Raw genomic sequence first — 22,493 nt, 5'->3', positions numbered from 1 at the left:
GCCCGAGAAGCGCAGCGCAGCAAGTCGTGTTCCTGTGTCCGGGTCGAGGCCCGCGCGCTTCGGTTCAGCGCGTGGCGATCTGCGTCGGTGCGTCCGGACGCCAGCCTCCGCCCAGCGCCTTGTATGCCGCCACCGCTGCGCGAGCGGTTTCCGCTTCGGCCTGCGCCCGGTCGTCAGAAGCCTGCAGGAGCGAGGCGTCCGCATACAGCACGTCGACCAGACTGGCGGCGCCGCGCTTGTAGGCCGCAAACGACGACGCTCGCGCCTGCGTCAGCGCTTCTTCGCCGCGGGTCAGCACCGCCGACTGTTCAGCACGGTTGATCAGTGCGGAAAACGCGTTCTCGACATCTTCCGTGGCATGCAGGACAGCCAGGCGATATGCCGCCAGCGCCTCGGCCTCTTGGCCCTTTGCCCCGTCGATCTGCGCGTTGATGCGGCCAAAGTCGAACAGCCGCCAACGCAGTCCCAACACGCCCGCGGACTGGCTTGCGCCGGCGGAGAACAGATTCCCGCTGGACACGGCCGTGGCGCTGCCCAGCAAGCCGCTCAACGAGAACTTCGGGTAGAACTCGGAGATGGCCTCGCCGATACGGGCGTTGGCGGCCGCCAGCCGGCGTTCGGCCGCGATCAGATCGGGCCGGCGCTGGAGCAGATCCGCGGGAGCGCCCATTTCCTCGATCCGAGGCGCGGCAGGTATCGGCGCGTGCGCCGCCAGTTCGGCGTGATGCGTGCCGGGCGCGGCCCCCAGCATGACGTCCAAGGCGTTCATGGCCGCATCAAGCCCACTCTGCAACACCGGAACGGTTGCCTGTACTTGCGACAGCGCGCCATCCGCCTGACGCACCTGGTATTGCGCAGCCAGCCCGCGTTCGTGCAGCAGCGCGACCTTGGCGACAAGATCCTGCTGCGTTCTGACCTGCCGCTGTGCGATGTCCAAACGCGCCTGGAGGCTGCGGATCACAATGTATGTGTCCGCGGTTTGCGCGGCCACCGCGAGCTGCGTGGCCATCGCTGCCGCTTCCGAGGCCTGAAAATCGGCGATGGCCGCCTCACGGCCACGCCGCAGGCCGCCGAACAGATCGATTTCCCAGCTGGCCTCAAGATTGGCTTCGTACTGGTTGCCCCAGCGGTCGTAACCAGGCATCGTGCTGGCCACTTGCCCCAGTGGCGTCTCACGCGACTGATGCGACCGCGCAACCAGGCCGCGCACCGAAGCCGACGGCAGCAAGGCCGCGTTGGCCGCGCCCAGCCCCGCACGCGCCTGCGTCACGCGCGCCGCCGCCTGCGCCAGGTCCAGGTTCTGCGCGATTGCCAACGACACGTATCGCGCCAGCATCGGGTCGTCAAACTGGCGCCACCACGTATCGAGGCCTTGCACGGCCCCGGATCCGGCTTGCCGGCCGGGGGCCTGCGAGTAGTGGCTGGGAAGCGGCGCCTCCGGCCGGTGGTAATCAGGGCCTGCCGCGCACCCGGCCAGCACGCCGGCGCAGAGCAAGACAAAGGAATGACGGGCGAGCATGGGAATCCTTCAGGCTATTAATTTTGGGTGACTATAATACGTTTTGGTCACTCGTTGTCAACAAAAGTGCGCCGGGTTAAGCTGCACCCATGACGAAAGCAACATCCCCCGCCCTTCAGCCGCGAGGCCCCTCCGATCACGACGTCCGCGATCAGATCGTCGAAGCCGCCACCGAATACTTCGGCCTGTACGGTTTCGACAAGACCACCGTCTCGGACCTGGCCAAGGCCATCGGATTCTCCAAGGCCTATATCTACAAGTTCTTCGACTCCAAGCAGGCGATCGGCGAGGTCATCTGCGCCAACCGCCTGAACACGATCATGGTGGCCGTCGACGCGGCCATCGCCGACGCGCGGTCCGCGCCGGACCGGCTGCGGCGCATGTTCAAGGCCCTGGTGGAAGCCGGCAGCCAGCTCTTCTTCCACGACAGCAAGCTGTACGACATTGCGCGAACCTCGGCCAGCGAGTCGTGGCCTTCCGCGCAAGCCTATGAGGCGCACATCAAGGGCCTCATCCTGCAGGTAATCCGCGAAGGTCGGGAAGCCGGCGACTTCGAACGCAAGACGCCCCTCGATGAAACGGCCGACGCCATCTATCTCGTCATGCGGCCGTACATCAATCCTTTGCTCCTGCAGCACAACCTGGCCAATGGCGCGGAAGCCACGGTGCAGTTGTCGAACCTGATCCTGCGTAGTCTGGCGCCGTAAATTTTCTTTTGTGACCATTGACCTTATTGGTCACTTGTATAAAATGGGGACCTTCTTTGTGAGGATGGTCTCCCATGCTTCGGCGTCCGCTTGCCCCCTTTGCCCTCTGCCTGTTGCCTGTCGCCCTTGCGGCATGCGGCGATAGCCCCCCGTCAGATCCCCGCGTCGACCCGCCCCTTGTCAGAGTCGGCGTGGCGCAAACCGCATCCGCGCCCGCACGCTCCTTTTCGGGGGTCGTGGCGGCGCGCGTTCAAAGCGACCTGGGATTCCGCGTGTCCGGGAAAGTGCTGGAGCGACTGGTAGACATCGGTCAATCGGTGACCCGCGGCCAGCCGCTCATGCGGCTGGATCCGGAAGATCTGGGCCTGCAGGCCCGTGCGCAGATTGAAGCCGTGGCCTCGGCGCGTGCGCGCGCAAAACAGGCGGTCGACGACGATGCCCGCTATCGCGGCCTGGTGGCAGAAGGCGCCGTGTCCGCTTCGGCCTATGCGCAGATCAAGGCCGCGGCCGACACGGCGCGTGCCGACCTGAAGGCGGCCGAAGCGCGGGCCGACGTCGCGAAAAACGCGTCGAGCTATGCGGTGCTGGTGGCGGACGCGGACGGCGTCGTCGTGGACACGCTGGCCGAACCCGGACAGGTCGTTGCCGCCGGGCAATCCGTCGTGCGGCTGGCGCGCGCCGGCCAGCGCGAAGCCATCGTCCACCTTCCCGAAACACTACGGCCATCCGTGGGCTCCGCCGCCCGGGCAATGCTGTACGGGGACCGCCAGTCCCCCGCCCCGGCCACGCTGCGGCAACTGTCGGATGCGGCGGATCGGGTCACGCGGACGTTCGAGGCCAGGTATGTGCTGGAAGGCGCGCTGGCCCGCGCCCCGTTGGGGGCCACCGTCACGATCGACATTCCGCAGTCGCCGGACGGCACGCCCCTGCTGCAGGTGCCGATAGGCGCGGTCTTCGACACCGGCGCCGGCCCGGGCGTCTGGGTGGTGGTGGATGGCGCCCCGGCCCAGGTGGCGCGGCGGCACGTCCAGATCCACGGCCTGAGCGACGATGTAGCGCGTGTCGCCGGCGACCTCAAGGCCGGCGAACGTGTCGTGTCCCTGGGCGCGCATCTGCTGCATGAAGGCGAGCCGGTCAGGCTCGGGGCGCAGAACGCTGCCGACCTCGTGGGAGCGCGTTGATGAGCGAAGGCCGCTTCAATCTGTCTGCGCTCGCCGTGCGCGAGCGCTCGATCACGCTGTTCCTTATTCTTCTCGTCTCTGTCGCCGGAATCCTCGCGTTCTTCCAATTGGGCCGTGCTGAAGATCCGCCCTTCACCATCAAGCAGATGACCGTCGTCACCGCATGGCCCGGGGCGACCGCACAGGAGATGCAGGACCAGGTCGCCGAACCGCTGGAGAAGCGGCTGCAGGAGTTGCGGTGGTACGACCGGACCGAAACCTTCACGCGGCCCGGCCTGGCATTCACCATGGTGTCGCTGCTGGACAGCACACCGCCCCAGGCGGTGCAGGAAGAGTTCTATCAGGCGCGCAAGAAGCTTGCCGACGAAGCCGGACGTCTGCCGCCCGGCGTAGTCGGGCCCATGGTCAATGACGAGTACGCGGACGTCACGTTTGCCCTGTACGCGCTCAAGGCAAAAGGCGAGCCCCAGCGTCTGCTCGCCCGCGATGCCGAAGCGCTGCGCCAGCAACTGCTGCACGTGCCGGGCGTCAAGAAAGTGAACATCATCGGCGAGCAGCCCGAGCGCATCTTCGTGTCGTTCTCCCATGACCGCCTGGCTACGCTCGGCGTCGATCCACAGGCCATTTTTGCCGCACTCAACGCGCAGAACGTCCTGACGCCTGCCGGGTCGATCGAGACCAAGGGTCCCCAGGTGTTCCTGCGCGTGGACGGCGCGTTCGACAGCCTGGACAAGATTCGCCAGACGCCCATCACCGCCCGGGGACGCACGCTGAAGCTTGCCGACGTGGCGACCGTGGAACGCGGGTATGAAGACCCGGCCACGTTTCTGGTGCGAAATAACGGCGAGCCCGCGCTGCTTTTGGGCGTGGTCATGCGCGACGAATGGAATGGGCTGGATCTGGGCAGCGCGCTCGAGCAGGAGGTCGGCAAGATCAACACCGCATTGCCGCTCGGGATGAGCCTGACCAAGGTCACCGACCAGGCCGTGAACATCAGCGCGGCGGTGGACGAGTTCATGGTCAAGTTCTTCGTCGCACTGCTTGTCGTGATGCTGGTGTGCTTTGTCAGCATGGGGTGGCGCGTCGGGATCGTCGTGGCCGCCGCCGTGCCCCTGACCCTTGCGGCGGTGTTCGTGATCATGGCGGCCTCGGGCAAGAATTTCGACCGCATCACGCTTGGCTCGCTGATCCTGGCGCTCGGCCTGCTGGTGGACGACGCCATCATTGCCATCGAAATGATGGTGGTCAAGATGGAAGAAGGCTACAGCCGGATCGCAGCGTCGGCGTATGCGTGGAGTCACACGGCCGCCCCCATGCTGTCCGGCACGCTCGTCACCGCGGTTGGTTTCATGCCGAACGGTTTCGCGCGTTCCACCGCGGGCGAGTACACCAGCAACATGTTCTGGATCGTCGGCATTGCGCTGATCGCGTCCTGGGTGGTGGCGGTGTTCTTCACGCCGTATCTGGGCGTGAAGATGCTGCCGGACATCAAGAAGGTCGAAGGCGGACACCACGCCATCTACGACACCCGCCACTACAACCGGTTCCGGCGTCTGCTGGGGCACGTCATCGGCCGCAAATGGCTGGTGGCGGGCACGGTGGTCGCGGTCTTTGCGCTGGCCGTGGTTGGCATGGGCCTGGTCAACAAACAGTTCTTTCCCACTTCGGATCGGCCCGAGGTGCTCGTTGAAGTGCAGATGCCGTACGGCACGTCCATTGAACAAACCAGCGAGGCCGCTGCGACAGTCGAAGCGTGGCTGGCCAAGCAGGCGGAAGCCAGGATCGTCACCGCGTACATCGGACAAGGCGCGCCGCGCTTCTTTCTGGCCATGGCGCCCGAGCTGCCGGACCCGTCATTCGCCAAGATCGTCGTGCTGACGGGCAACGACAAGGAACGTGAAGCGCTCAAGTTCCGGCTTCGCCAGGCCATCGCCGACGGCCTGGCGCCGCAGGCGCAGGTCCGCGTCACTCAGATCGTGTTCGGACCGCCCTCGCCGTTCCCGGTGGCCTATCGCGTCATGGGGCCTGATGCCGGCCAGTTGCGCGCGATTGCCGCGCGCGTCCAGTCGATCATGCACGCCGATCCCATGATGCGCACCGTAAACACCGATTGGGGCGCGCGGGTTCCCGCTCTGCACTTTACGCTGGACCAGGACCGGCTTCAGGCGGTGGGACTGACCTCCAGCTCGGTCGCCCTACAGTTGCAGTTCCTGTTGAGTGGCGTACCCCTCACCAACGTTCGCGAGGACATCCGCTCGGTTGAAGTGGTCGGCCGCGCGGCCGGTGACGTCCGCCTGGATCCAGCCAAGATCGCCGGCCTGACGCTGGTCGGGGCCGACGGCCAACGCGTGCCGCTGTCGCAGGTTGGCACGGTGGATGTGCGAATGGAGGATCCGATCCTGCGGCGCCGTGACCGCACGCCGACCATTACGGTGCGCGGCGACATCGCGGAAGGCCTTCAGCCGCCTGACGTTTCCGCCGCGATCTTCAAGCAACTGCAACCGGTCATCAACGACCTGCCGGCGGGATATCGCATCGAACAGGCCGGCTCCATCGAGGAATCTGGGAAGGCAAGCACTGCCATGCTGCCGCTGTTTCCGATCATGATTGCCATCACCCTGCTGATCATCATCCTGCAGGTGCGATCCATCGCCGCCATGGTGATGGTTTTTGCGACCAGCCCGCTCGGCCTGATCGGTGTTGTGCCGACACTGCTCCTGTTCCAGCAGCCGTTCGGCATCAACGCGCTGGTCGGGCTGATTGCCCTGTCCGGCATCCTGATGCGCAACACGCTGATTCTGATCGGCCAGATCCACCATAACGAACAGGAAGGCCTGACGCCCTACGACGCGGTGGTCGAAGCGACGGTGCAGCGGGCGCGGCCAGTGATCCTGACTGCCCTGGCCGCGATACTGGCTTTCATCCCGTTGACGCACTCGGTGTTCTGGGGAACGCTGGCCTACACCCTGATCGGCGGCACGTTCGCCGGCACGATCATCACGCTGGTCTTCCTGCCCGCCATGTACGCCATCTGGTTCAAGATCCGGCCAGACGTCGCGCAGGACGCTTCCCAACCTGTTGCGGCCCGGGTAACGACGGGTTGATTCACGCCGCCTGCGGCGTGGCACTCGCCCGCCGGGGCTTCACAACGAGGGGTCGTATGTACAGAAATCAACAGACGTGCTGGACGGCCCAGCACCAGGCTGCACTCGCGAGGCTGCGCACGGGCGGGGGCAAGCCCGATATCGCCAGTCCGGATCAGATCGCAGGCATGACAGGCTTGCAGATCCTGCACGCAATGATGGCCGGCGAGCTGCCCTACCCGCCCATGAACGACACCGCGAACATGACGTTGGTGGAAGCGGACTCGGGCTGGGCCGTGTTCCTTGGCATCCCCGAACGGCGGCATTGCAATCCGTTCGGCACCGTCCACGGCGGCTGGTTCTCGACGCTGCTGGATTCGGCATTGGGTTGCGCGATCCAAAGTGCGCTTCCGGAAGGCAGTGGCTACACGACGGTCGAACTCAGTGTCAACATCGTGCGTGCGGCGGCGCCATCCAGTGGCCCGCTTCGCGCCGCCGCCACGCTGATACATAGCGGCAAGCAGATCGCCACCGCGCAGGCGCGGGTGGAGGACGAGAACGGCAAGCTATATGCGCACGCCACCACCACGTGCGTGGTGTTCGACCGGCGTGCATAGCGCACGGCTACACCCCGAACGACACCGACATCCGTTCCAACCATGCGCTGGCCACCGGTTGCCGCCGTGCCAGAAATCCCAGCGGACCCGCTTCGGCCATGCGCCAGTGCGCGGTCCCGAAACGCAGCGTTCCTCGCAGCGTGCAGCGCGTGCGGATCAGCCCTGCCGGTCCGTCCTGGACCGTCCAGACCGCGAAACGTAGCGGCAAGGCAACGCGCAGGCCGGGTCGGAATTGCACGCTGGCGGCGGGCCGGCCTTCCGCGACGAGCGACGCTTGCGCCAACGCGGCCGGCTCACCTGGCCCGCCCAAGGCGGGCAGCGGCTCGAAATCGCCGATGCGCTTCGGGATGCCCCACAGCTTGCGGCCACCTTCTGCGGCCGCCTCGTCGTCCACCCAGATCGGCCCAACCGTGCACGCGGGCGCCAGCAATCCCGCGTGACGCACCGCCGTCGCAAAGAGCAGCTCGTTGTAGGCGAGCGTGCCGCCCGGCTCGTAAGCGGTCCAGACCGTGGTGCAGATGGCATGGCGTCCCAACGTGACCACACGGGCATCACCGGGCGCCTGCTGCGGCAGATCGGCCAGCGGCACCCGCCATGCACTCAGGAGTGCATGGCCGTGCAGTTTCCAGGGGGCCTGCGGATAAGGAGACGGGAAGCCTGACTGCGTCCTGCCATCCGGCGTGCCGGTCGGGCTGTCGTTCGATGGGGGCATCATCCTGGCGAACTCCTGTCGGGTTTCCAATGCACACACCCGATCGATAGTAAGCGCCCTGCGACCGAACGCCGCATGCGTTTCCATTCGGACAGAATGCGTGAGGTTCTGTAATAGAATCCCGCCCATGTCGACTCATCGGGACTCTGCGTTTCAGCCCCGCGGCCTGCCTTGGCGTTTGCTCGTCTGCCTGGCAATGGCCGCCTTTGTGCTGCGCGCTTTCATCCCGACCGGCTACATGGCGGGGCCGTCCACGACCTCGCTGATGCTGACGCTGTGCGAAGCCGGCGGCACGATGAACGTGACGTTCGACCTGCCGGCCGAGCCGGACGCCAAGCACGGTGCCGCGGAGGCCTGCGCCTTCGGCGCCCTCGCCGCGCACGCGATTCTGCCGGACACCGGGCTCGCACCTGTGTTGTCGGCGCGCGCCGCCTACGCCGCGCCCGAGATTCCCGTCCACCGCGCCACGCCGCCGCTGCCGGCCCTTGGGCCGCCGCTGGGGTCACGCGCCCCGCCTTCCCTGTCTTCCTGATCCGCCGCGCGCGCGCCTGACGCCGCGCACGGCAGCGAAGAGCGGGAACCCCGTAGACCAGCTTCATGGCGCCATCGCATCGGCGCTGCCTGCACGGCCATCCCCTCTTCGCCCGCGCTTTGCCGACCGGCCTTCAGGCCGGCGGCAGATTCAGTCGAAGACAAAAGAAGAGGGGTCATCTTGACCATCGTTCGTACGCACGCGTGCCTCGGCACGACGCTGATCCTGGCCGCTTTCAACGCCGCCGCCCAGACCGCTCCCGCCACCCTCGCCCCCATCACCGTGGTCGGCGGATCCGAGACGGCGCTTACCACCGAGGCGTCCACCGGCTCCAACCTCGGCCTCACGCCCATGCAGACGCCCGCCAGCGTCGACATCATTTCGCGGGAACAGATCGAGTCCCGCGGCGACGCCAGCGTGATCGAAGCGATTACCCGCGCGCCCGGTTTCTCGGCCGCGCCCCACCCTGGCAACGGCAATAGCGCCCTGTCGGTGCGCGGCTTCACCGACAGCACGTCGGTCATGCGGCTGTACGACGGACTGCGCCAATATGGCGGCGTCGGCCTGACGTTTCCGTTCGACACGTGGTCGGTCGAGCGCATCGAGGTGCTGCGCGGACCCGCGTCCGTCATCTATGGCGACGGCGCGATCGGCGGCGTCGTCAACGTGATCCCCAAGCGCCCCACCCGCGGGCCGATCCAGAACGAAGTGCAGGCCACGATCGGCACGCAGGATACGGCGCGGCTGGGACTGGGCAGCGGCGGCGCGCTGAGCGACACCTTGTCGTATCGCCTGGATGTCAGCGGCAACTACACGGATGGTTATGTCGACCGCGGCGAGTCGGGCGATGCGACGTTTTCGGGCGCGTTGCGCTGGGACGCCACGCCGGACCTGAACATGACGTTGAGTTACGCCTACGGCTACCAGCGCCCGATGCGGTACTTTGGCACCCCGATGATCAACGGCGAGCAGGACGACGCCGTGCGCAAGCAGAACTACAACGTCGCCGACAGCTTCATGCGCTTTCGCGACCAGTGGACCCAGCTGGACACCGTCTGGACGCCGAACGACGCCACCACCGTGCGGGCACGCCTTTATCACGTGCAGAGCGACCGCGACTGGCGCAACGCCGAGCGCTACGTATACAACCCCGCAACCAGCCTGATCGACCGATCTGACAACACGCAGATCACGCATGACCAGACCCAGACCGGCCTGACCACCAGCGCCGTCTTCAAAGGCACGCTGGCCGGCCTGGAGAACACGGTATCGGTGGGCTTTGACGTCAACCACGCCACGTTCAAGCACATCAACAACACGTACACAGGCAGTTCGGGGCCGGTGGATCCGTATGACCCGGATCACGGCCACTACCAGAGCGACGTGCCGTTCATTCCGCGTTACCGCAACAAGGCCGATCAGTTTGCCTTATTCATGGAAGACCGCCTGGCGTTGACCAGCAAGTGGTCGATCATCGGCGGCCTGCGCTACGACCACGCGAAGGTCACGCGCGACGACCTGGTCACCGATCAGCGCGCCTTGTCCAAGACGTTTTCCGACGTGGGCTGGCGCATGGGCACCGTGTACGACGTGACGCCGGATCTGGCCGTCTACGCGCAGTACGCGCAGGCCGCCGATCCGGTCAGCGGGCTGCTGATGATCAGCCCGTCCAACGCGTCGTTCGACCTGTCGCGCGGCAAGCAGATCGAGGTCGGCCTGAAGCAGAACTTCATGGACGGACGCGGCGAGTGGACGCTGGCGGCGTACGAAATCCGCAAGACCAATCTGCTGTCGCGCGACGCCGACGACCCGAGCCTGCGGGTGCAGGTCGGCGAACAATCGTCCCGCGGCCTGGAAACGTCGCTGTCGCTGGCGGTTGCGCCCGGCTGGACGATCGACGCCAATGCCACCGTGCTGCGGGCCAAGTACGACGATTTCTCCGAATCGGTGGGCGGGGCGGTCGTGTCGCGCGCGGGCAATGTGCCGCCCAACGTGCCGCAACGCCTGGCGAATCTGTGGCTAAGCTGGAACTTCCACCCGGGCTGGACCGCGATGGGTGGGATGCGCTACGTGGGCAAGCGCTATGCGGACAGCGCCAACACCATCGAACTGCCGTCCTACACCACGACCGACCTGGCGCTGCGCTGGGACGTGAACAAGGACACCGCCATCACGGCCCGGGGTTTCAACGTTTTTGATCGCGCGTACTTCACCACGGCCTACTACACCAACACGCAATGGATGTATGGGCCGAGCCGCCGGTTCGAACTGACGTTGAACCACCGCTTCTGAGGCGGGCGCGACCATGGACGCCAAGGCGCGCCTGCGCAGGCTGACCTACCTGGCCCATCGCTGGCTGGGGGTTGGCGGCTGCCTGCTGATGCTGGTGTGGTTTCTCAGCGGCATCGTCATGCTGTATGTCGGCTACCCGAAGCTGACGCCCGAAGAGCGGTTTGCCAGCCTGCCTGTGCTGGCCGCAGACGCGTATCTGCCGATGGACGCAGCGCGGCCCGGCGGCGCGCTTGCCGTTCTGACGTCGGTGCGCGGCGAGCCGACCTACATCGTCCCAACCCCGGACGGCCCGCGCGCCTGGTCCGCGCGCACCGGCCGGCCTGACGGCGTCGTGACAGCGGACATGGCCGTGGCCGCGGCGCACGCGTTCTGGCCTGCGGGCACGGCCCGGTATGCGGGCCTGATCGACGAGGACCGCTGGACGCATTCGCGCGGGCTGGACCGCCATCGCCCCCTGCACAAGGTGAACATGGAAGGCGACGCGCCGGGCACGCTGTATGTGTCTTCGGCGACGGGCGACGTCGTGCTGGACGCGCCGATCGCGCAACAGCGCTGGAACTACGTCGGCGCGTGGCTGCACTGGCTGTACATGGCGCGCGACCGCTCCGTCGATCCGGTGTGGAGCTGGATGGTGATCGCACTGTCGGCCGTCTGCACCGTGCTGGCTGTCAGCGGCACGGTCGTCGGCGTCTGGCGCTGGCGCTTTCGCGGCCGCTACAAGACGGGCGCGCGCACGCCCTACCGTGAGGCCTGGATGCGCTGGCACCACATCATCGGTCTCGCCTTCAGCGCGTTTGTCTGCACGTGGATCTTCAGCGGGCTGATGTCGATGAACCCGGGCGGGCTATTCGCCGGCTCCGATCCCGGCCCCGACCGGCAAGCCATGGCGGGTGCGCAGCTCGCCGCGCCGATTGCGGACCCGCAGCCGGTATTACAGGCGTTGCACGCCGCGGGCTTTGAACCGGTTCAGCTCGAATGGCGGCGGATGGCAGGCCAGCCGTACGTGCTGGCCCGCGACGCGACGGCCGGCAGCCGCATCGTTCGCCGGGAGGATGGTGCATTGCTGGTGCAGTCGATGTGGCAGCCTGATGCGGTGCTTGACGCCGCGCGCGCGTTGTTTCCCGGCGCGGCCGTTCAGGCGACGTTGCTCGATCACTACGACGCCTATTACTACGCGCGCCACGCCGAAGCAATGAACGGCGGCGCACCACGGGGCCTGCCAGTCCTGCGAATGGATTTCGACACCCCGGCCGGTGACCGCGTCTACGTGGACCTGCGCACGGGCGAGGTGGCGCTGAGCCTGCCCCGCGCGCAACGGGTCGGGCGCTGGCTCTTTTACTTCCTGCATAGCTGGGACACCCCCGCCCTGCTGAATGCCGGGGTGGGCCGGGACCTGGCGCTTATCCTCTTGAGCCTCGGCGGCCTGGCCGTGTCCGCCACCGGCATCGTGCTGGGCGCGCGGCGGCTGGGCTGGTCGCGCGGGCGCCAGTAGAATTGCGCAATCTTCCCACCGCAACGTACGAGATGACGCTTCCTCCAGAACCCTATTCCCCCCGCCGCATTGCCACGCTGGGCGTGTGGCGCGAGGCAGGTCATTCGATCAAGGCGTACGGCATCCATCGAGACCCGACCGCTGCGGGTCCGATCCTGTCCGATCCCGTCAACGCGTCAGTCCGCGCCGCCGTGCGCGACGTCCTGGACGAACACGCTGGCGGTCCGCGCTCCCATGGTCTTGGCTACTGCATTGCGCACGTAGGCGAGGAGGCCGTGTGGCTGCTCGTGGACTGGTGGATCTCCGGCGGCATCGTGTGCCAGCGCATGCTCTCCGCACCGTTGGCCCGGCCGGACGCGTTTGCGCCGGTCAACGCGCCCGCGCTGGCTTGTGTGTGGGAACTGGCCGTGATCGCGCATGAACGCGACGCGTGGGTGCGGCACATGCTTACCGAACGGCCAGACGCGGACGGATATCTGCACGACATGCTGGCCGCCGGGCGATATTGACGCGGGGCGCGCGGTACGGACGCGGGCCCACGTTATTGGCGCGGCGTCAGTCCGAGTGTGGCTGCGGCGGGGTGTCCATCGAGGCATCGACCTCGGAGATCGTCTCGCCCGGGTAAGCGACGCGGGCCGCAGCCGCGGCGTCGTCGCGCGTCGGATACGACCCGGCATCCTCCTGGACGCCCAGCAAGGCGATGCCCCGAAAGCCCCAGTGGCCATCCGCGCGTTGAAAGACTTCGACGATCATTTCTCTTCCTCGTCGCGATCCGGCGCGGGACGCGTGTCGTTGCTGCCAGGCAGCGTGCCGGTTCGCGCCTCGGCTTCTTCCTGCGCCACGGCCTGATCGAAGCCCGGCTGGTCATGGCTGCGCGCGCGCGGCGGGTGGTCAACGTCGGGCACCCGCTCCGGCGTCGTGGCATGGCCGGACGGGCGCAACGCGCCTTTGTTGACGTCGGGCTGGCCGGGAATGGATTCTCGGGCGTTGTCGGATTTCGGTTGCGTCATGGAAAAGCTCCGGTGCATCAAGGTGATTGGTAGGCGAGCAAGTGCCGTTCCTGCATGCGGCGCCCCATGACGGGGCAAACGCTTCACGGCCCCTCGTTCAATGTGCGCAGGAACGCCGCGATATCCCTTGCATCCTGTTCGCTGACGCCCAGGTCGGGCATGGCCGTGCCCGGTTTGACGGCCGGCGGGTTGCGCAGCCATCGCTCCATGTTGGCGGGCGTATTGGGCAAGACGCCCGCGATGTACGGCCGCTCGCCCATCTGATCCAGCGCCGGGCCCACGTAGTTCCAGGCGCCAGGCACGCCCGGGATTGCATGGCACGTCACGCAAAGATACTGTTGCAGCGCATCGCGTCCAGCCCGCGCGTCTCCCACACGGGCCGACGGCTGCGCGTTTGCCTGCGGCTTTTCCGGCGGTTGTCCATCGCCGCCACGCCGATAGGCGTCGGCGGACAGGCCCGGCAACACGCGCAGAAACGCCACCACGTCCCAGATCTCGTCGTCGGTCAGCCGATACTGCCACGCCGGCATGCCGGTCATCTTGATGCCCTGTCGCGTGACCCAGAAAATTTCGGCCGCCGTGCGCGCGCGTGCGGTGGCGACGAGCGCGGCGGGCGCCGGATTCAGCCCCAGCGCGTAGGGCTGCGGCGCCACCCCCGGCCCGCCGTGGCACTGGGCGCAGTGGGCGCGGTACAGACGTGAACCGTTCTGGATGCGCTCGGCGGCGTCCAGCTCAGGCGGCACGATATCCGCTGACCGCATCTTCACGGCCCGCGTCAACGCGACATCCAGCAGGTGGTGCACCGGCGTGGTGTGCGGCGACGTGGCCGTCACGTCGTACATGCCGAAATACACCACACCGCCGCCAACCGCGCCTGCGGTGGCGGCAGCGGCAACGAGCGTAAGTGCGGCAGTGCGCTTCCAGCGCTTCATGGCGCCCTCGCCTTGCGGTCCGCGCGCTGCATCAGATAGGCGGCAATGTCCTCGGCGTCGGCCTTTTGCAGGCCGGTGTCGGGCATAGCCGTACGGGGATTCACGGCAGGCGGATCCATCAGCCAGCGCACCAGATTTTCAGGGGTGTTGGGCAGCAGACCGGCAACGTACGCCTGCCGCGCCATGTTGCCCAGCGGCGGCCCGACGCGGGACGCCGGACCGCTGACGCCGGGCACGGTATGACACGCGGTGCAGCCGTGCTCGGCAATCAACCGGCGGCCTCGGTCTGGGTCAGCCCGTTCGCGCAACCCGCCCGCCGCGTCCGCAGGAAAGAGCGGCGGCTTGTCTTCCTGACACGCGCCCAGCAGCAACATCGCAGCCAGGGCTGGTAGCAGGCGGTTGGGTCGGGCTAGCCGGCGCAATGCCGTCTCCTGAATCGCGCTGATTGGCGCAGAACCTGGACTTGCCAGCAACTCCTGTGCCTGCGCTTCGGCTGCGGACGCGGGCACGAAAGATGCTGACGATGCCTCTCGCGGGCCGGCGGCCCGTCGGCCTTGTCGGCCAACGCGCGCCGGGTCATCCACTACAAGAACATGGCGAAAATCCTTCTTATCGTGCTCGCCGCCGCGTTGCCCTTTGCCGCATCGGCTCAACCCAGCGGCGAGGACGCCGCGCGCATCGCCGAGATCGGCTGGGTCCTTTACGTGGGTGCGGCGGCGATCTTCGTCGTAGTGGCCGCGCTGCTGGCGCTCGCGATGTTCGGTCCGGTGACGCTGCGCCGCCGGCTGTCCCGGCCCGGGCTCATCATCGGTGCGGGCATCGCGTTTCCCGTCGTGGCGTTGACCGCCCTGCTCGTCTACGTGCTGACGCCTTCCCCATCGGCGGCCCGGGACGCTGCATCGTTTGCCGCGCGCATCGAAGTCACCGGCGAATTGTGGTGGTGGCGCGTGCGCTATCTGGATGCGTCCGGCGGCGTGATCTTCGAGACTGCCAACGAGATCCGCATCCCCACGGGCAAGCCCGTGCAATTCCTGCTCAAGTCCGACAACGTGATCCACAGCTTCTGGATTCCCGAACTGGGCGGCAAGCTCGACATGGTCCCCGGCCGCGTGAACCGGATGCGCGCGCTGGCTCGGACCCCGGGCACATTTCGCGGCCACTGCGCCGAATATTGCGGCGCGCAACACGCGCAGATGCTGTTCGACGTGCAGGCGGTGGACGCCGAGGCCTTCGACGCCTGGGTGCAGGCGCAACGGCAGCCGGCAGCCGCGCCCGACGCCGCGCTGAAACCGGCGGCCGAGCTATTCAATCAGGCCTGTGCGCAATGCCACACGGTGCGCGGAACAGAGGCACGCGGCACGCTGGGACCGGACCTCACCCATGTGGGCAGCCGCCCGTCCCTTGCGGCGGGCGTATTGCCGAACAACGTGGGCGCGATGGGCGGGTGGATCGCCGGCAGCCAGCAGATCAAGCCCGGCAATGGCATGCCGTCCTTTGACCAATGGCCGGGCGAGGACTTGCGCGCCGTGGCCCGTTACCTGGAAGGCCTGAAATGACGCGCCCGACATCCCCGACCGAGCTTCCCAACGCGTTGCCGCGGCCCGAAGGCGAACTCGAGCAGCTTGAACGCGCCTGGAAGCGTCCCACCGGATGGCGCGCACTCACGGTCGTGAACAACACGTCCATCGGCCTGCTGTACATCGCCACCGCGCTGCTTTTTTTCATCCTGGCCGGCGTCCTGGGGCTGATGATGCGCACGCAGTTGGCTGCGCCAGACAGCAACCTGATCGGCCACGAACTCTATAACCAGCTCTTCACCATGCACGGCACGGTGATGATGTTCCTGTTCGCGGTGCCGGCCGTCGAAGCCGTGGCCGTGCTGCTGCTGCCCAACATGCTGGGCGCGCGCGACCTGCCGTTTCCACGGTTGTCGGCCTACGCCTACTGGGCCTATGCGATCGGCGGGCTGGTGTTCTTCTGCAGCATCTTCGTGGGGTTGGCGCCCGATGGCGGCTGGTTCATGTATCCGCCGCTGACCAGCACCCAATACTCGCCCGCGGTGAACGCCGATCTGTGGCTGCTGGGCATCGGCTTCATTGAGATCTCGGCAATTGCGGGCGCCATCGAGCTGGCCGTCGGCATCCTGCGCACGCGCGCGCCCGGCATGACGCTGGACAAGATTCCGGTGTTCGCCTGGGTGATGCTGGTGTTCTGCGGCATGGTGATCATTGCGTTTCCTGCGGTCATCGTCGCCACGGCCCTGCTTGAGCTCGAGCGCGCCTTCGACATGCCGTTCTTCATTGCGAAACGCGGCGGCGATCCGCTGCTTTGGCAGCATTTGTTCTGGTTCTTTGGCCACCCGGAGGTCTACATCATCTTCCTGCCCGCCGCCGGCATGGTGTCGATGATGATTCCCGCGATGACCGGCACGCCGCTGGTCGGCTATCGCCTAGTGGTGCTGGCCGTCGTGTCCACGGGGTTCCTCAGCTTCGGCCTTTGGGTGCACCACATGTTTGCGACCGGCATTCCGCAGCTGTCGCTCAGCTTCGCGTCGGCCGCCAGCATGGCGGTGTCGGTCCCGACCGCCATCCAGATCTTCGCGTGGATCGCCACCCTTGCCGCCGCCGTCCGGCTGCGCCCGCTCAAGACGCCGACGCTGTTCATCCTGGGATTCTTCTTCGTGTTCGTGATCGGCGGGCTGACGGGCGTGATGGTGGCCGTGATTCCGTTCGACCTGCAGGCGCACGATACCTACTTCGTCGTTGCGCACCTGCATTACGTGCTGTTCGGCGGGATGGTGTTCCCGCTATTCGCGGCGTTCTACTACTGGACGCCCTTCATCAGCGCGCGGCGGCTGTCTGAACGGCTGGGCCGCTGGGCCTTCTGGCTGATGTTCGTGGGCTTTAACGTCGCGTTCTTTCCGATGCACTTCACCGGGCTGGCCGGCATGCCGCGCCGCGTCTACACCTACGCCGAGAGCCAGGGCCTGGGTCCGCTGAATCTGCTGTCGACCGTGGGCGCCTACCTGATCGCCGCCGGGGTGCTCGTCTTCCTGATCGATCTGGCGCGCAACTTCCGGCCGACCATCGACAACAATGCGGGCAACGTCTGGGAAGCCGGCACGCTGGAGTGGCTGCCCAGCGGCAGCTACGGGCTGCGCAGCGTGCCTACGGTCACCAGCCGCGAGCCGTTGTGGGACCAGCCCGGCCTCGCGCGGCAGGTCACCGATGGCCAGCATTACCTGCCCAATTCGCCGGCTGGCCTGCGCACCACGCTGGTGACCAGCGCGCTGGACGCCCGGCCCGACTACGTGCTGCCGCTGCCCGGCCCCGCGTGGTCGCCGCTGCTGGCGGCCGTGGGCACTGCGGGATTCTTCCTGCTGCTGACCTTCAAGCTGATGCCGCTGGCGGCGGCCTTTGGTGTGCTGGCCGTCGTCTCGCTGTGGCGCTGGCTGTGGGACGCGGATACCGGGCCGGATTACCCCCCGGTTGAGATCGGCGGCGGCCTGCGGCTGCCCATGATGTGTTCGGGCAGCGCGTCGCATGCGTCGTGGGCGATGGTGCTGCTGCTGATCGTCTGCGCCAGCATTTTTGGCTCGTTGCTGTTCAGCTATCTGTTCCTGTGGACCACGAATCCGCAGGCCTGGCCCTCTGCCCGCGCGCTACCCTCGGCCGGGTGGCCGATACTGTCGACCGTCATGCTGTTGACGGCCGGCGCCATTGCAGCGGCCGCCGGACGGTTGATGACGCAGGACCGGCAAGCCGCGCTGCGTTGGTGCGTCGCAGGCGCGGCGCTGTTGCTGACGGCAGCGCCTGCGCTTGACCTGACCGCGCAATGGCAGGCGGGGCTCCGCCCCCAAACCTCCGCCTACACGGCAGCGACCTACGCCGTCGCGGCCTTGCAGGCGCTCTTTGGCGGAATTTCGGCCGTGATGGCCATCTTTACGGTGGCGCGGTCGCTTGCCGGACGGCTCAGCCCCACGCGCCGCGCGGCGTTCGACACCACCCGGGCGATGTTGTTCTACACCGTGGCGCAGGGGCTGATCGCGCTGGCGCTGCTGCACGCCTTTCCGCGGCTGACGGGGTAAGGCATGCAGACGCGCTTCTCGGTAGAACTGCTGTACCTTATCGCCGGCCCGCTGATCTGGCTGGTGCACTTTCTGTTCATCTACATCGTCAACGCGCTGGCCTGCGCGCGTTCGGCGCTGACCGGCCTGTGGCTTGGACTGCCGGTGTCGTCGTGGATCATTGTGGCCGGTAGCGTGGCCGCACTGGCCGGAATGGCGCTGGCCGCGTGGCGCCAGCATGCGCGGGCGCGGGCGCAGCATGCGCCGCCATTTCACGCCTGGCTTTGTGCCGCGCTGTGCGGGCTGTCGGCCGTGGCCGTCGTCTGGGAAACGCTGCCGGTATTCCTGATGGCGGCGTGTCTTTGAAACCACACACCGCCGCTGACGCTATTCCGCCCACTCCGGGTCACCCGTAAAGACCACCGTCAGCCAGCGATCCGGGCTGTCCGCGCCAAGCGCCTCCCCGATCTCATCACGCAGGCTGTCCCACGCTTTAATGCCGCGCGCCGGCGTGTCGGCCGGCACGATGAAATACAGCTCGATTTCCTGCGACCGGCCGACCTTTGCCACGTACGCGCGGTACGACGCGAAGCCATGGCGTTGCACGAAGGCCTGCGCCACCGAGTCCACGTGCCGTTTCAGGTCGGCCGGCGTGACGAGCAGCATCTCGGACAACGCTTGGCGGATGACCGACAGCGGCAAGGGGATGATCACCGCGCACACCACGGCCAGCACGGCCGGGTCGATGTAGGGCGAAATCCATTCCCAGCGGGTGCCCTGCACGCCAAACCCGATGCAGAACGCCACCAGCAGCGCGGCCGTGATGCTGGCCGACATGATCCAACCCTTCAGGTCCATGTGCAGGAATGCCGACCGGATCCGCCGGTTCGCGCGCGCCTCGGCCAGCGCGATTGCCACGCAGGCGGTCAGCGTAAGCACGGCATAGATGAGCGCCAAGCCAAACTCCAGATCGCGCCCACCTTTGAGCAGACTGCTGATCGCGTTGATGAGGGCGTAGATCGCCACGCCGCTGAGCAAAATGCCGTTCAGGGCCAGCACCATGGGTTCCAGATGCCAGAACCCCATCGTGAAGCGCTCTCGCAGCTTGCGCGGCAGTCGGCAGGACGTGGCGTAAGAGGTAATCAGCCGCACGACAACCAGCGACATCGCGCTCATGCTGGCGTCGACCAGCGAATAGACACCATCGAAGACGATGGAAAACGATCCCGAGGCCACGCCAAAGCCGATACCGATGGCGGCGATGCACAGTGTGACCGCGATGGATATCCGCAACACGCCCTGCTCCGAGCGCAGGTCGAACAATGCCGTTCGTGAGGTCATGCTTCCTCCGTGGGGGACTGATCTGGCGACACGATAACCGTATAGATCCGCGGGCGGTGCATGGCTGGGTTCAGCGGAACCTGTGGGAGCGGAAGATTCTTCTGGCGTTACCTACTAAACGTAGGCTACGATTCGTAGACTACTTTTCGTAGGTTAAATCGTCCGATCAAAGGAATTCGCCATGCATGCGCTTATCGTTGTTGCTCATCCCGACCCGGCGTCCCTGACTCACGCCATCGCCCACCATGTCGCGCAAGGGGTTGCGCAGGCAGGCCCGCGGTCAGGGCCGCCGCATTCTTTCGAGGTGGCGGATCTGGCCGCCGAAGGCTTCGACCCGCGCTTTACTCAGGCCGACGTCGACCTGCACCTGACCCGTTCCAACCCGTCCGCGGACGTGACCGCCGAGCACGCGCGCCTGGACCGCGCCGATGCGCTGGTGCTGGTGTATCCCGTTCATTGGTGGTCGTTTCCCGCCTTGATGAAGGGCTGGATCGACCGCGTCTTCACCAATGGCTGGGCCTACGACGCCCCGCCCGCCGGCAAGGTCGTCAAACGCCTGCAGCGGCTGCAGGTGCATCTGGTCGCCAGCGGCGGCGCCGATATGCGCACCTATGCCCGGCACGGCTATTTCGGCGCGATGAAGACGCAAATTGATCACGGCATCTTCGGCTACTGCGGCGCGCGCGTGGCAACATCCGATCTGCTGGTCGCGTCCGACGCCGGATACCCCGAAGCGCACCTGACCGCCGCGCAGGCCATCGGCCAGCGGATCTTTGCCCCGCAGTTGTGAGCTTGACCTTGAAGAGACCCTTGATGACGTCCCTATCCGCCCCCTCTCCCCGCCGCCGGTTGTCCAAGGACGCGCGGCAACGCCAGCTCATCGACGTGTCCTGGGCGCTGATCCGCGACGAAGGCACGGACGCGCTGACGCTGGGCCGGCTTGCTGAACAGGCCGGCGTATCCAAGCCGGTCGTCTATGACCACTTCGGCACCCGCAACGGGCTGCTGGCGGCGCTGTATCAGGATTTCGACCAACGGCAGACGGCGATCATCGACGACGCCATCGCCGCCAGCAAACCCACGCTGCAAGACAAGGCAGACGTCATCGCCACCCGGTACGTGGAATGCGTGTCGGCGCAGGGGCGTGAAATCCCGGGCGTGCTGGCTGCGTTGAATGGCTCACCGGAACTGGCCGCGGTAAAGACGCAATATCAGCACGCGTTCATCAGGAAATGCCAGGACATCCTGGCGCCGTTCGCCGGCTCCCAAGGGGTTTCCTTGGCCAGTCTGTGGGGCATGCTGGGCGCGGCCGACGCGCTCTCGCAGGCGGCGGTCGCAGGCGAGATCACGCAGCAAGCCGCGCGGGCCGAGTTGTTCCGGATCATCGTGAACATGGTGAAACACGCACGCCCCCCTGAAAAATAGGATTTGGACTGCCCTATTTTGTTGCGGTGACCACGTGCGCCTGGATCTTTCCTGTGATCGGACCGGCGCCGTAGCGGTCGGCCAGAGCCTGCGCCGCTCGCTCCGTGGTGGGCATCAGCAGACTTGCGTCGCGCGCTTCGATTTCGTTGCGCAGGGGTGTGCCCTGACAGTAGGCGGTTGCCGCTTCCTGCGCGGATTGCGCACGGCTGACTTCCTCGTGCGTCTCGATTTGCACGTCTTCAAAGCCCGCCCGGCGCAGGTCATCCTGGATTCGCGCCTTGTCGTAGTAACCATGAGGCGTGCGAGCGATGAAGACCGGGGGGTTCTCCGGAAACATCTCGGCGACCGCCTGTGCGACAACGGCAGCAAATTCATTCTCTTGAACGCTGTCCCACACGCTGAAGACAAAGCGCCCGCCGGGCTGCAGGACCCGGCGCGCCTCGGCATAGGCGCCTATTCGGTCAGGAAAAAACATCGCGCCAAACTGGCAGCACACGACGTCAAAGGTTTCGTCCTCGAACGGCAGGTGCATGGCATCCGCCTGCCGCCATTCGATACGGTCGCCGTCTACCTGGCGGGCGGCTGCGTAATCGAGCATAGGCTGATTGAGGTCGGTGGCCACATAGCGCGTCCCGGCGCCCAACCGCGGCGCCAGCGCCCGTGTGACCGCTCCGCTGCCCGCCGCCGTTTCCAGCACCGCGCGCGGCGAAAACCCTGCTACCCGCTCCGCCATGCCCGCCGCATAGGGCGCGAAGATCATGGGGACCATCAGGGAGTCGTAAAGCTTCGGAATCGAACCGATGAATGCCTTGTCGAAGTCGGTCATGGTGCTACTCCTTGAACACCCCGCGCGCCGTCAGCGCGCCGGCCTATGGAGAGTCGAGCAACGCCGCGCAGGCTTGCGCCAGGTCGTCGAAGCCATGCAGGAGCACGTCCGGCGCAAGTTCCGCGGCAGGGATTTCCGTATACCCAAAGTCGACCAGCACCAGCGGCGTGCCGGCCCCGCGCGCGGCGCCCGCATCGGTGTCGGCATCACCCACCATGACGGTGCGAGCCAGATTGCCACCCACGGCCTGCACGGCTTCGATCAAGTGTGCGGGATTGGGCTTGGCCGCAGACTCCGCGTCGATGCCTACCACGCCGTCGAACAAACCTGCCATATGAAGCTTGGTCAGAAGGCTGCGCGACAGACCGGTGGGCTTGTTGGTGCACACGACCAATGTGGCGCCCGCCGAGCGGAGCGTTTTCAGGGCGTCTATCGCCCCGGGGAACGGCCGAGTCTCGTCCGCAATATGGTCACTGTAGTAGGCGATGAAGCCGCCAAACAGCGCGGCCGCGCGCGCCGCCGGTTCGGGCTCGCCAGCGCTTGTCAGCCCAAACTCCAACAACCACCGGGCGCCTCGGCTGACAAATGGCCGGCCCCGCTCGTAGGGCAAGGGCTGATAGCCGTGCGCGATCAACACGGCATTTACCGATCCGATCAGGTCGGGGGCAGACTCGACCAGAGTTCCGTCGAGATCGAAGGCAATGGTGGCCCCTGCCAGGGCAGTCAAATCGGTCATAGGGAGGCTCCGCGTTGGGTCT

22 protein-coding genes are annotated in these 22,493 nt (G+C 66.6%); 13 read left to right on the top strand and 9 right to left on the bottom strand.

The window, feature by feature from the left end; genetic code table 11:
- Window positions 1-64: 64 nt before the first annotated feature.
- The gene (locus AC6CIE_RS04830) at window positions 65-1,519 is read right to left on the bottom strand and encodes an efflux transporter outer membrane subunit (protein ID WP_498091412.1); all 1,455 of its coding nucleotides are present in this window, start codon (window positions 1,517-1,519) and stop codon (window positions 65-67) included.
- 89 nt (window positions 1,520-1,608) lie between these two features.
- Between AC6CIE_RS04830 and AC6CIE_RS04825 the strand changes: the two genes are divergently transcribed.
- From AC6CIE_RS04825 to AC6CIE_RS04810, 4 genes are all read left to right on the top strand, one after another.
- Window positions 1,609-2,226, top strand: a complete 618-nt coding sequence (locus tag AC6CIE_RS04825) for a TetR/AcrR family transcriptional regulator (protein WP_218344067.1) — start codon at window positions 1,609-1,611, stop codon at window positions 2,224-2,226.
- A 74-nt stretch (window positions 2,227-2,300) separates the two neighbouring features.
- Complete coding sequence (locus tag AC6CIE_RS04820; protein WP_498091410.1) at window positions 2,301-3,407, top strand: efflux RND transporter periplasmic adaptor subunit; 1,107 nt, start codon at window positions 2,301-2,303, stop codon at window positions 3,405-3,407.
- Window positions 3,407-6,511, top strand: a complete 3,105-nt coding sequence (locus tag AC6CIE_RS04815; RefSeq protein WP_498091409.1) for an efflux RND transporter permease subunit — start codon at window positions 3,407-3,409, stop codon at window positions 6,509-6,511. The genes AC6CIE_RS04820 and AC6CIE_RS04815 overlap by 1 nt, the downstream gene beginning before the upstream one ends.
- A gap of 56 nt (window positions 6,512-6,567) precedes the next feature.
- A complete protein-coding gene (locus AC6CIE_RS04810) occupies window positions 6,568-7,107 on the top strand; it encodes a PaaI family thioesterase (protein WP_498091407.1) in 540 nt (179 codons plus the stop codon).
- 7 nt (window positions 7,108-7,114) lie between these two features.
- On the opposite strand, the gene AC6CIE_RS04805 is transcribed toward AC6CIE_RS04810, so the two are convergent.
- The gene (locus AC6CIE_RS04805) at window positions 7,115-7,822 is read right to left on the bottom strand and encodes an acetoacetate decarboxylase family protein (protein ID WP_498091405.1); all 708 of its coding nucleotides are present in this window, start codon (window positions 7,820-7,822) and stop codon (window positions 7,115-7,117) included.
- Window positions 7,823-7,946: 124 nt separating this feature from the next.
- On the opposite strand from AC6CIE_RS04805, the gene AC6CIE_RS04800 reads away from it, so the two are divergent.
- The 4 genes from AC6CIE_RS04800 (at window position 7,947) to AC6CIE_RS04785 (ending at window position 12,644) form a co-directional block, all read left to right on the top strand.
- Entirely contained in the window at window positions 7,947-8,351 is a 405-nt protein-coding gene (locus AC6CIE_RS04800; protein ID WP_498091403.1) for a DUF2946 family protein, read from the top strand.
- A 180-nt stretch (window positions 8,352-8,531) separates the two neighbouring features.
- Window positions 8,532-10,643 carry a TonB-dependent receptor gene (locus tag AC6CIE_RS04795; protein WP_498091401.1) on the top strand — a complete coding sequence of 704 codons (2,112 nt, stop codon included), beginning with the start codon at window positions 8,532-8,534 and terminating at the stop codon, window positions 10,641-10,643.
- A gap of 13 nt (window positions 10,644-10,656) precedes the next feature.
- Window positions 10,657-12,135 carry a PepSY domain-containing protein gene (locus tag AC6CIE_RS04790; RefSeq protein WP_498091399.1) on the top strand — a complete coding sequence of 493 codons (1,479 nt, stop codon included), beginning with the start codon at window positions 10,657-10,659 and terminating at the stop codon, window positions 12,133-12,135.
- A 32-nt stretch (window positions 12,136-12,167) separates the two neighbouring features.
- Window positions 12,168-12,644, top strand: a complete 477-nt coding sequence (locus AC6CIE_RS04785; protein WP_498091397.1) for a hypothetical protein — start codon at window positions 12,168-12,170, stop codon at window positions 12,642-12,644.
- Between the two features lie 46 nt (window positions 12,645-12,690).
- Here AC6CIE_RS04785 and AC6CIE_RS04780 read toward each other — a convergent pair whose 3' ends face one another.
- The 4 genes from AC6CIE_RS04780 to AC6CIE_RS04765 all read right to left on the bottom strand — a co-directional run bounded on the left by AC6CIE_RS04780 (window position 12,691) and on the right by AC6CIE_RS04765 (window position 14,499).
- Window positions 12,691-12,888: a hypothetical protein gene (locus AC6CIE_RS04780; RefSeq protein ID WP_175121331.1), complete on the bottom strand. Its 198-nt coding sequence runs from the start codon at window positions 12,886-12,888 to the stop codon at window positions 12,691-12,693.
- Complete coding sequence (locus AC6CIE_RS04775) at window positions 12,885-13,145, bottom strand: hypothetical protein (protein WP_481146029.1); 261 nt, start codon at window positions 13,143-13,145, stop codon at window positions 12,885-12,887. The genes AC6CIE_RS04780 and AC6CIE_RS04775 overlap by 4 nt, the downstream gene beginning before the upstream one ends.
- An 83-nt stretch (window positions 13,146-13,228) precedes the next feature.
- Window positions 13,229-14,077, bottom strand: coding sequence for a c-type cytochrome (locus AC6CIE_RS04770; protein ID WP_218344078.1), 849 nt, complete (start codon window positions 14,075-14,077; stop codon window positions 13,229-13,231).
- Entirely contained in the window at window positions 14,074-14,499 is a 426-nt protein-coding gene (locus tag AC6CIE_RS04765) for a c-type cytochrome (RefSeq protein ID WP_498091395.1), read from the bottom strand. Before AC6CIE_RS04765 ends, AC6CIE_RS04770 begins: the two co-directional genes overlap by 4 nt.
- 171 nt (window positions 14,500-14,670) lie before the next feature.
- On the opposite strand from AC6CIE_RS04765, the gene AC6CIE_RS04760 reads away from it, so the two are divergent.
- Genes AC6CIE_RS04760 through AC6CIE_RS04750 form a run of 3 tightly spaced genes read left to right on the top strand, consistent with a single transcriptional unit; the run spans window position 14,671 to window position 18,509 of the window.
- Window positions 14,671-15,633 carry a cytochrome c oxidase subunit II gene (locus AC6CIE_RS04760; protein WP_218344080.1) on the top strand — a complete coding sequence of 321 codons (963 nt, stop codon included), beginning with the start codon at window positions 14,671-14,673 and terminating at the stop codon, window positions 15,631-15,633.
- The gene (locus AC6CIE_RS04755; protein WP_498091393.1) at window positions 15,630-18,164 is read left to right on the top strand and encodes a cbb3-type cytochrome c oxidase subunit I; all 2,535 of its coding nucleotides are present in this window, start codon (window positions 15,630-15,632) and stop codon (window positions 18,162-18,164) included. The genes AC6CIE_RS04760 and AC6CIE_RS04755 overlap by 4 nt, the downstream gene beginning before the upstream one ends.
- A gap of 3 nt (window positions 18,165-18,167) precedes the next feature.
- Complete coding sequence (locus AC6CIE_RS04750; RefSeq protein ID WP_239212717.1) at window positions 18,168-18,509, top strand: hypothetical protein; 342 nt, start codon at window positions 18,168-18,170, stop codon at window positions 18,507-18,509.
- Between the two features lie 21 nt (window positions 18,510-18,530).
- On the opposite strand, the gene AC6CIE_RS04745 is transcribed toward AC6CIE_RS04750, so the two are convergent.
- Complete coding sequence (locus AC6CIE_RS04745) at window positions 18,531-19,484, bottom strand: cation diffusion facilitator family transporter (protein ID WP_498091391.1); 954 nt, start codon at window positions 19,482-19,484, stop codon at window positions 18,531-18,533.
- Between the two features lie 181 nt (window positions 19,485-19,665).
- Here AC6CIE_RS04745 and AC6CIE_RS04740 point away from each other — a divergent pair, with 181 nt between their 5' ends.
- Together AC6CIE_RS04740 and AC6CIE_RS04735 are read left to right on the top strand one after the other, a co-directional pair.
- Window positions 19,666-20,274, top strand: a complete 609-nt coding sequence (locus AC6CIE_RS04740; RefSeq protein WP_498091389.1) for an NAD(P)H-dependent oxidoreductase — start codon at window positions 19,666-19,668, stop codon at window positions 20,272-20,274.
- A 23-nt stretch (window positions 20,275-20,297) separates the two neighbouring features.
- Window positions 20,298-20,909 (top strand): TetR/AcrR family transcriptional regulator, encoded by a 612-nt coding sequence (locus AC6CIE_RS04735; protein WP_498091387.1) that lies wholly within the window; start codon window positions 20,298-20,300, stop codon window positions 20,907-20,909.
- Between the two features lie 13 nt (window positions 20,910-20,922).
- On the opposite strand, the gene AC6CIE_RS04730 is transcribed toward AC6CIE_RS04735, so the two are convergent.
- Both AC6CIE_RS04730 and AC6CIE_RS04725 read right to left on the bottom strand, forming a co-directional pair.
- Entirely contained in the window at window positions 20,923-21,735 is an 813-nt protein-coding gene (locus AC6CIE_RS04730) for a class I SAM-dependent methyltransferase (protein ID WP_498091385.1), read from the bottom strand.
- 43 nt (window positions 21,736-21,778) lie between these two features.
- The gene (locus tag AC6CIE_RS04725; protein ID WP_498091383.1) at window positions 21,779-22,471 is read right to left on the bottom strand and encodes an HAD-IA family hydrolase; all 693 of its coding nucleotides are present in this window, start codon (window positions 22,469-22,471) and stop codon (window positions 21,779-21,781) included.
- Window positions 22,472-22,493 lie beyond the last annotated feature (22 nt).

This window comes from Achromobacter sp. GQ309, from assembly GCF_059759315.1.
Note: the sequence above shows the minus strand (reverse complement) of the source record. Positions and strands in the feature narration are given on the sequence as shown.

Coding starts and splice junctions, on each gene's coding strand:
- AC6CIE_RS04830 (WP_498091412.1), bottom strand. CDS start 1,519: ATGCTCGCCCGTCATTCCTTTGTCTTGCTCTGCGCCGGCGTGCTGGCC.
- AC6CIE_RS04825 (WP_218344067.1), top strand. CDS start 1,609: ATGACGAAAGCAACATCCCCCGCCCTTCAGCCGCGAGGCCCCTCCGAT.
- AC6CIE_RS04820 (WP_498091410.1), top strand. CDS start 2,301: ATGCTTCGGCGTCCGCTTGCCCCCTTTGCCCTCTGCCTGTTGCCTGTC.
- AC6CIE_RS04815 (WP_498091409.1), top strand. CDS start 3,407: ATGAGCGAAGGCCGCTTCAATCTGTCTGCGCTCGCCGTGCGCGAGCGC.
- AC6CIE_RS04810 (WP_498091407.1), top strand. CDS start 6,568: ATGTACAGAAATCAACAGACGTGCTGGACGGCCCAGCACCAGGCTGCA.
- AC6CIE_RS04805 (WP_498091405.1), bottom strand. CDS start 7,822: ATGATGCCCCCATCGAACGACAGCCCGACCGGCACGCCGGATGGCAGG.
- AC6CIE_RS04800 (WP_498091403.1), top strand. CDS start 7,947: ATGTCGACTCATCGGGACTCTGCGTTTCAGCCCCGCGGCCTGCCTTGG.
- AC6CIE_RS04790 (WP_498091399.1), top strand. CDS start 10,657: ATGGACGCCAAGGCGCGCCTGCGCAGGCTGACCTACCTGGCCCATCGC.
- AC6CIE_RS04785 (WP_498091397.1), top strand. CDS start 12,168: ATGACGCTTCCTCCAGAACCCTATTCCCCCCGCCGCATTGCCACGCTG.
- AC6CIE_RS04780 (WP_175121331.1), bottom strand. CDS start 12,888: ATGATCGTCGAAGTCTTTCAACGCGCGGATGGCCACTGGGGCTTTCGG.
- AC6CIE_RS04775 (WP_481146029.1), bottom strand. CDS start 13,145: ATGACGCAACCGAAATCCGACAACGCCCGAGAATCCATTCCCGGCCAG.
- AC6CIE_RS04770 (WP_218344078.1), bottom strand. CDS start 14,077: ATGAAGCGCTGGAAGCGCACTGCCGCACTTACGCTCGTTGCCGCTGCC.
- AC6CIE_RS04760 (WP_218344080.1), top strand. CDS start 14,671: ATGGCGAAAATCCTTCTTATCGTGCTCGCCGCCGCGTTGCCCTTTGCC.
- AC6CIE_RS04755 (WP_498091393.1), top strand. CDS start 15,630: ATGACGCGCCCGACATCCCCGACCGAGCTTCCCAACGCGTTGCCGCGG.
- AC6CIE_RS04750 (WP_239212717.1), top strand. CDS start 18,168: ATGCAGACGCGCTTCTCGGTAGAACTGCTGTACCTTATCGCCGGCCCG.
- AC6CIE_RS04745 (WP_498091391.1), bottom strand. CDS start 19,484: ATGACCTCACGAACGGCATTGTTCGACCTGCGCTCGGAGCAGGGCGTG.
- AC6CIE_RS04740 (WP_498091389.1), top strand. CDS start 19,666: ATGCATGCGCTTATCGTTGTTGCTCATCCCGACCCGGCGTCCCTGACT.
- AC6CIE_RS04735 (WP_498091387.1), top strand. CDS start 20,298: ATGACGTCCCTATCCGCCCCCTCTCCCCGCCGCCGGTTGTCCAAGGAC.
- AC6CIE_RS04730 (WP_498091385.1), bottom strand. CDS start 21,735: ATGACCGACTTCGACAAGGCATTCATCGGTTCGATTCCGAAGCTTTAC.
- AC6CIE_RS04725 (WP_498091383.1), bottom strand. CDS start 22,471: ATGACCGATTTGACTGCCCTGGCAGGGGCCACCATTGCCTTCGATCTC.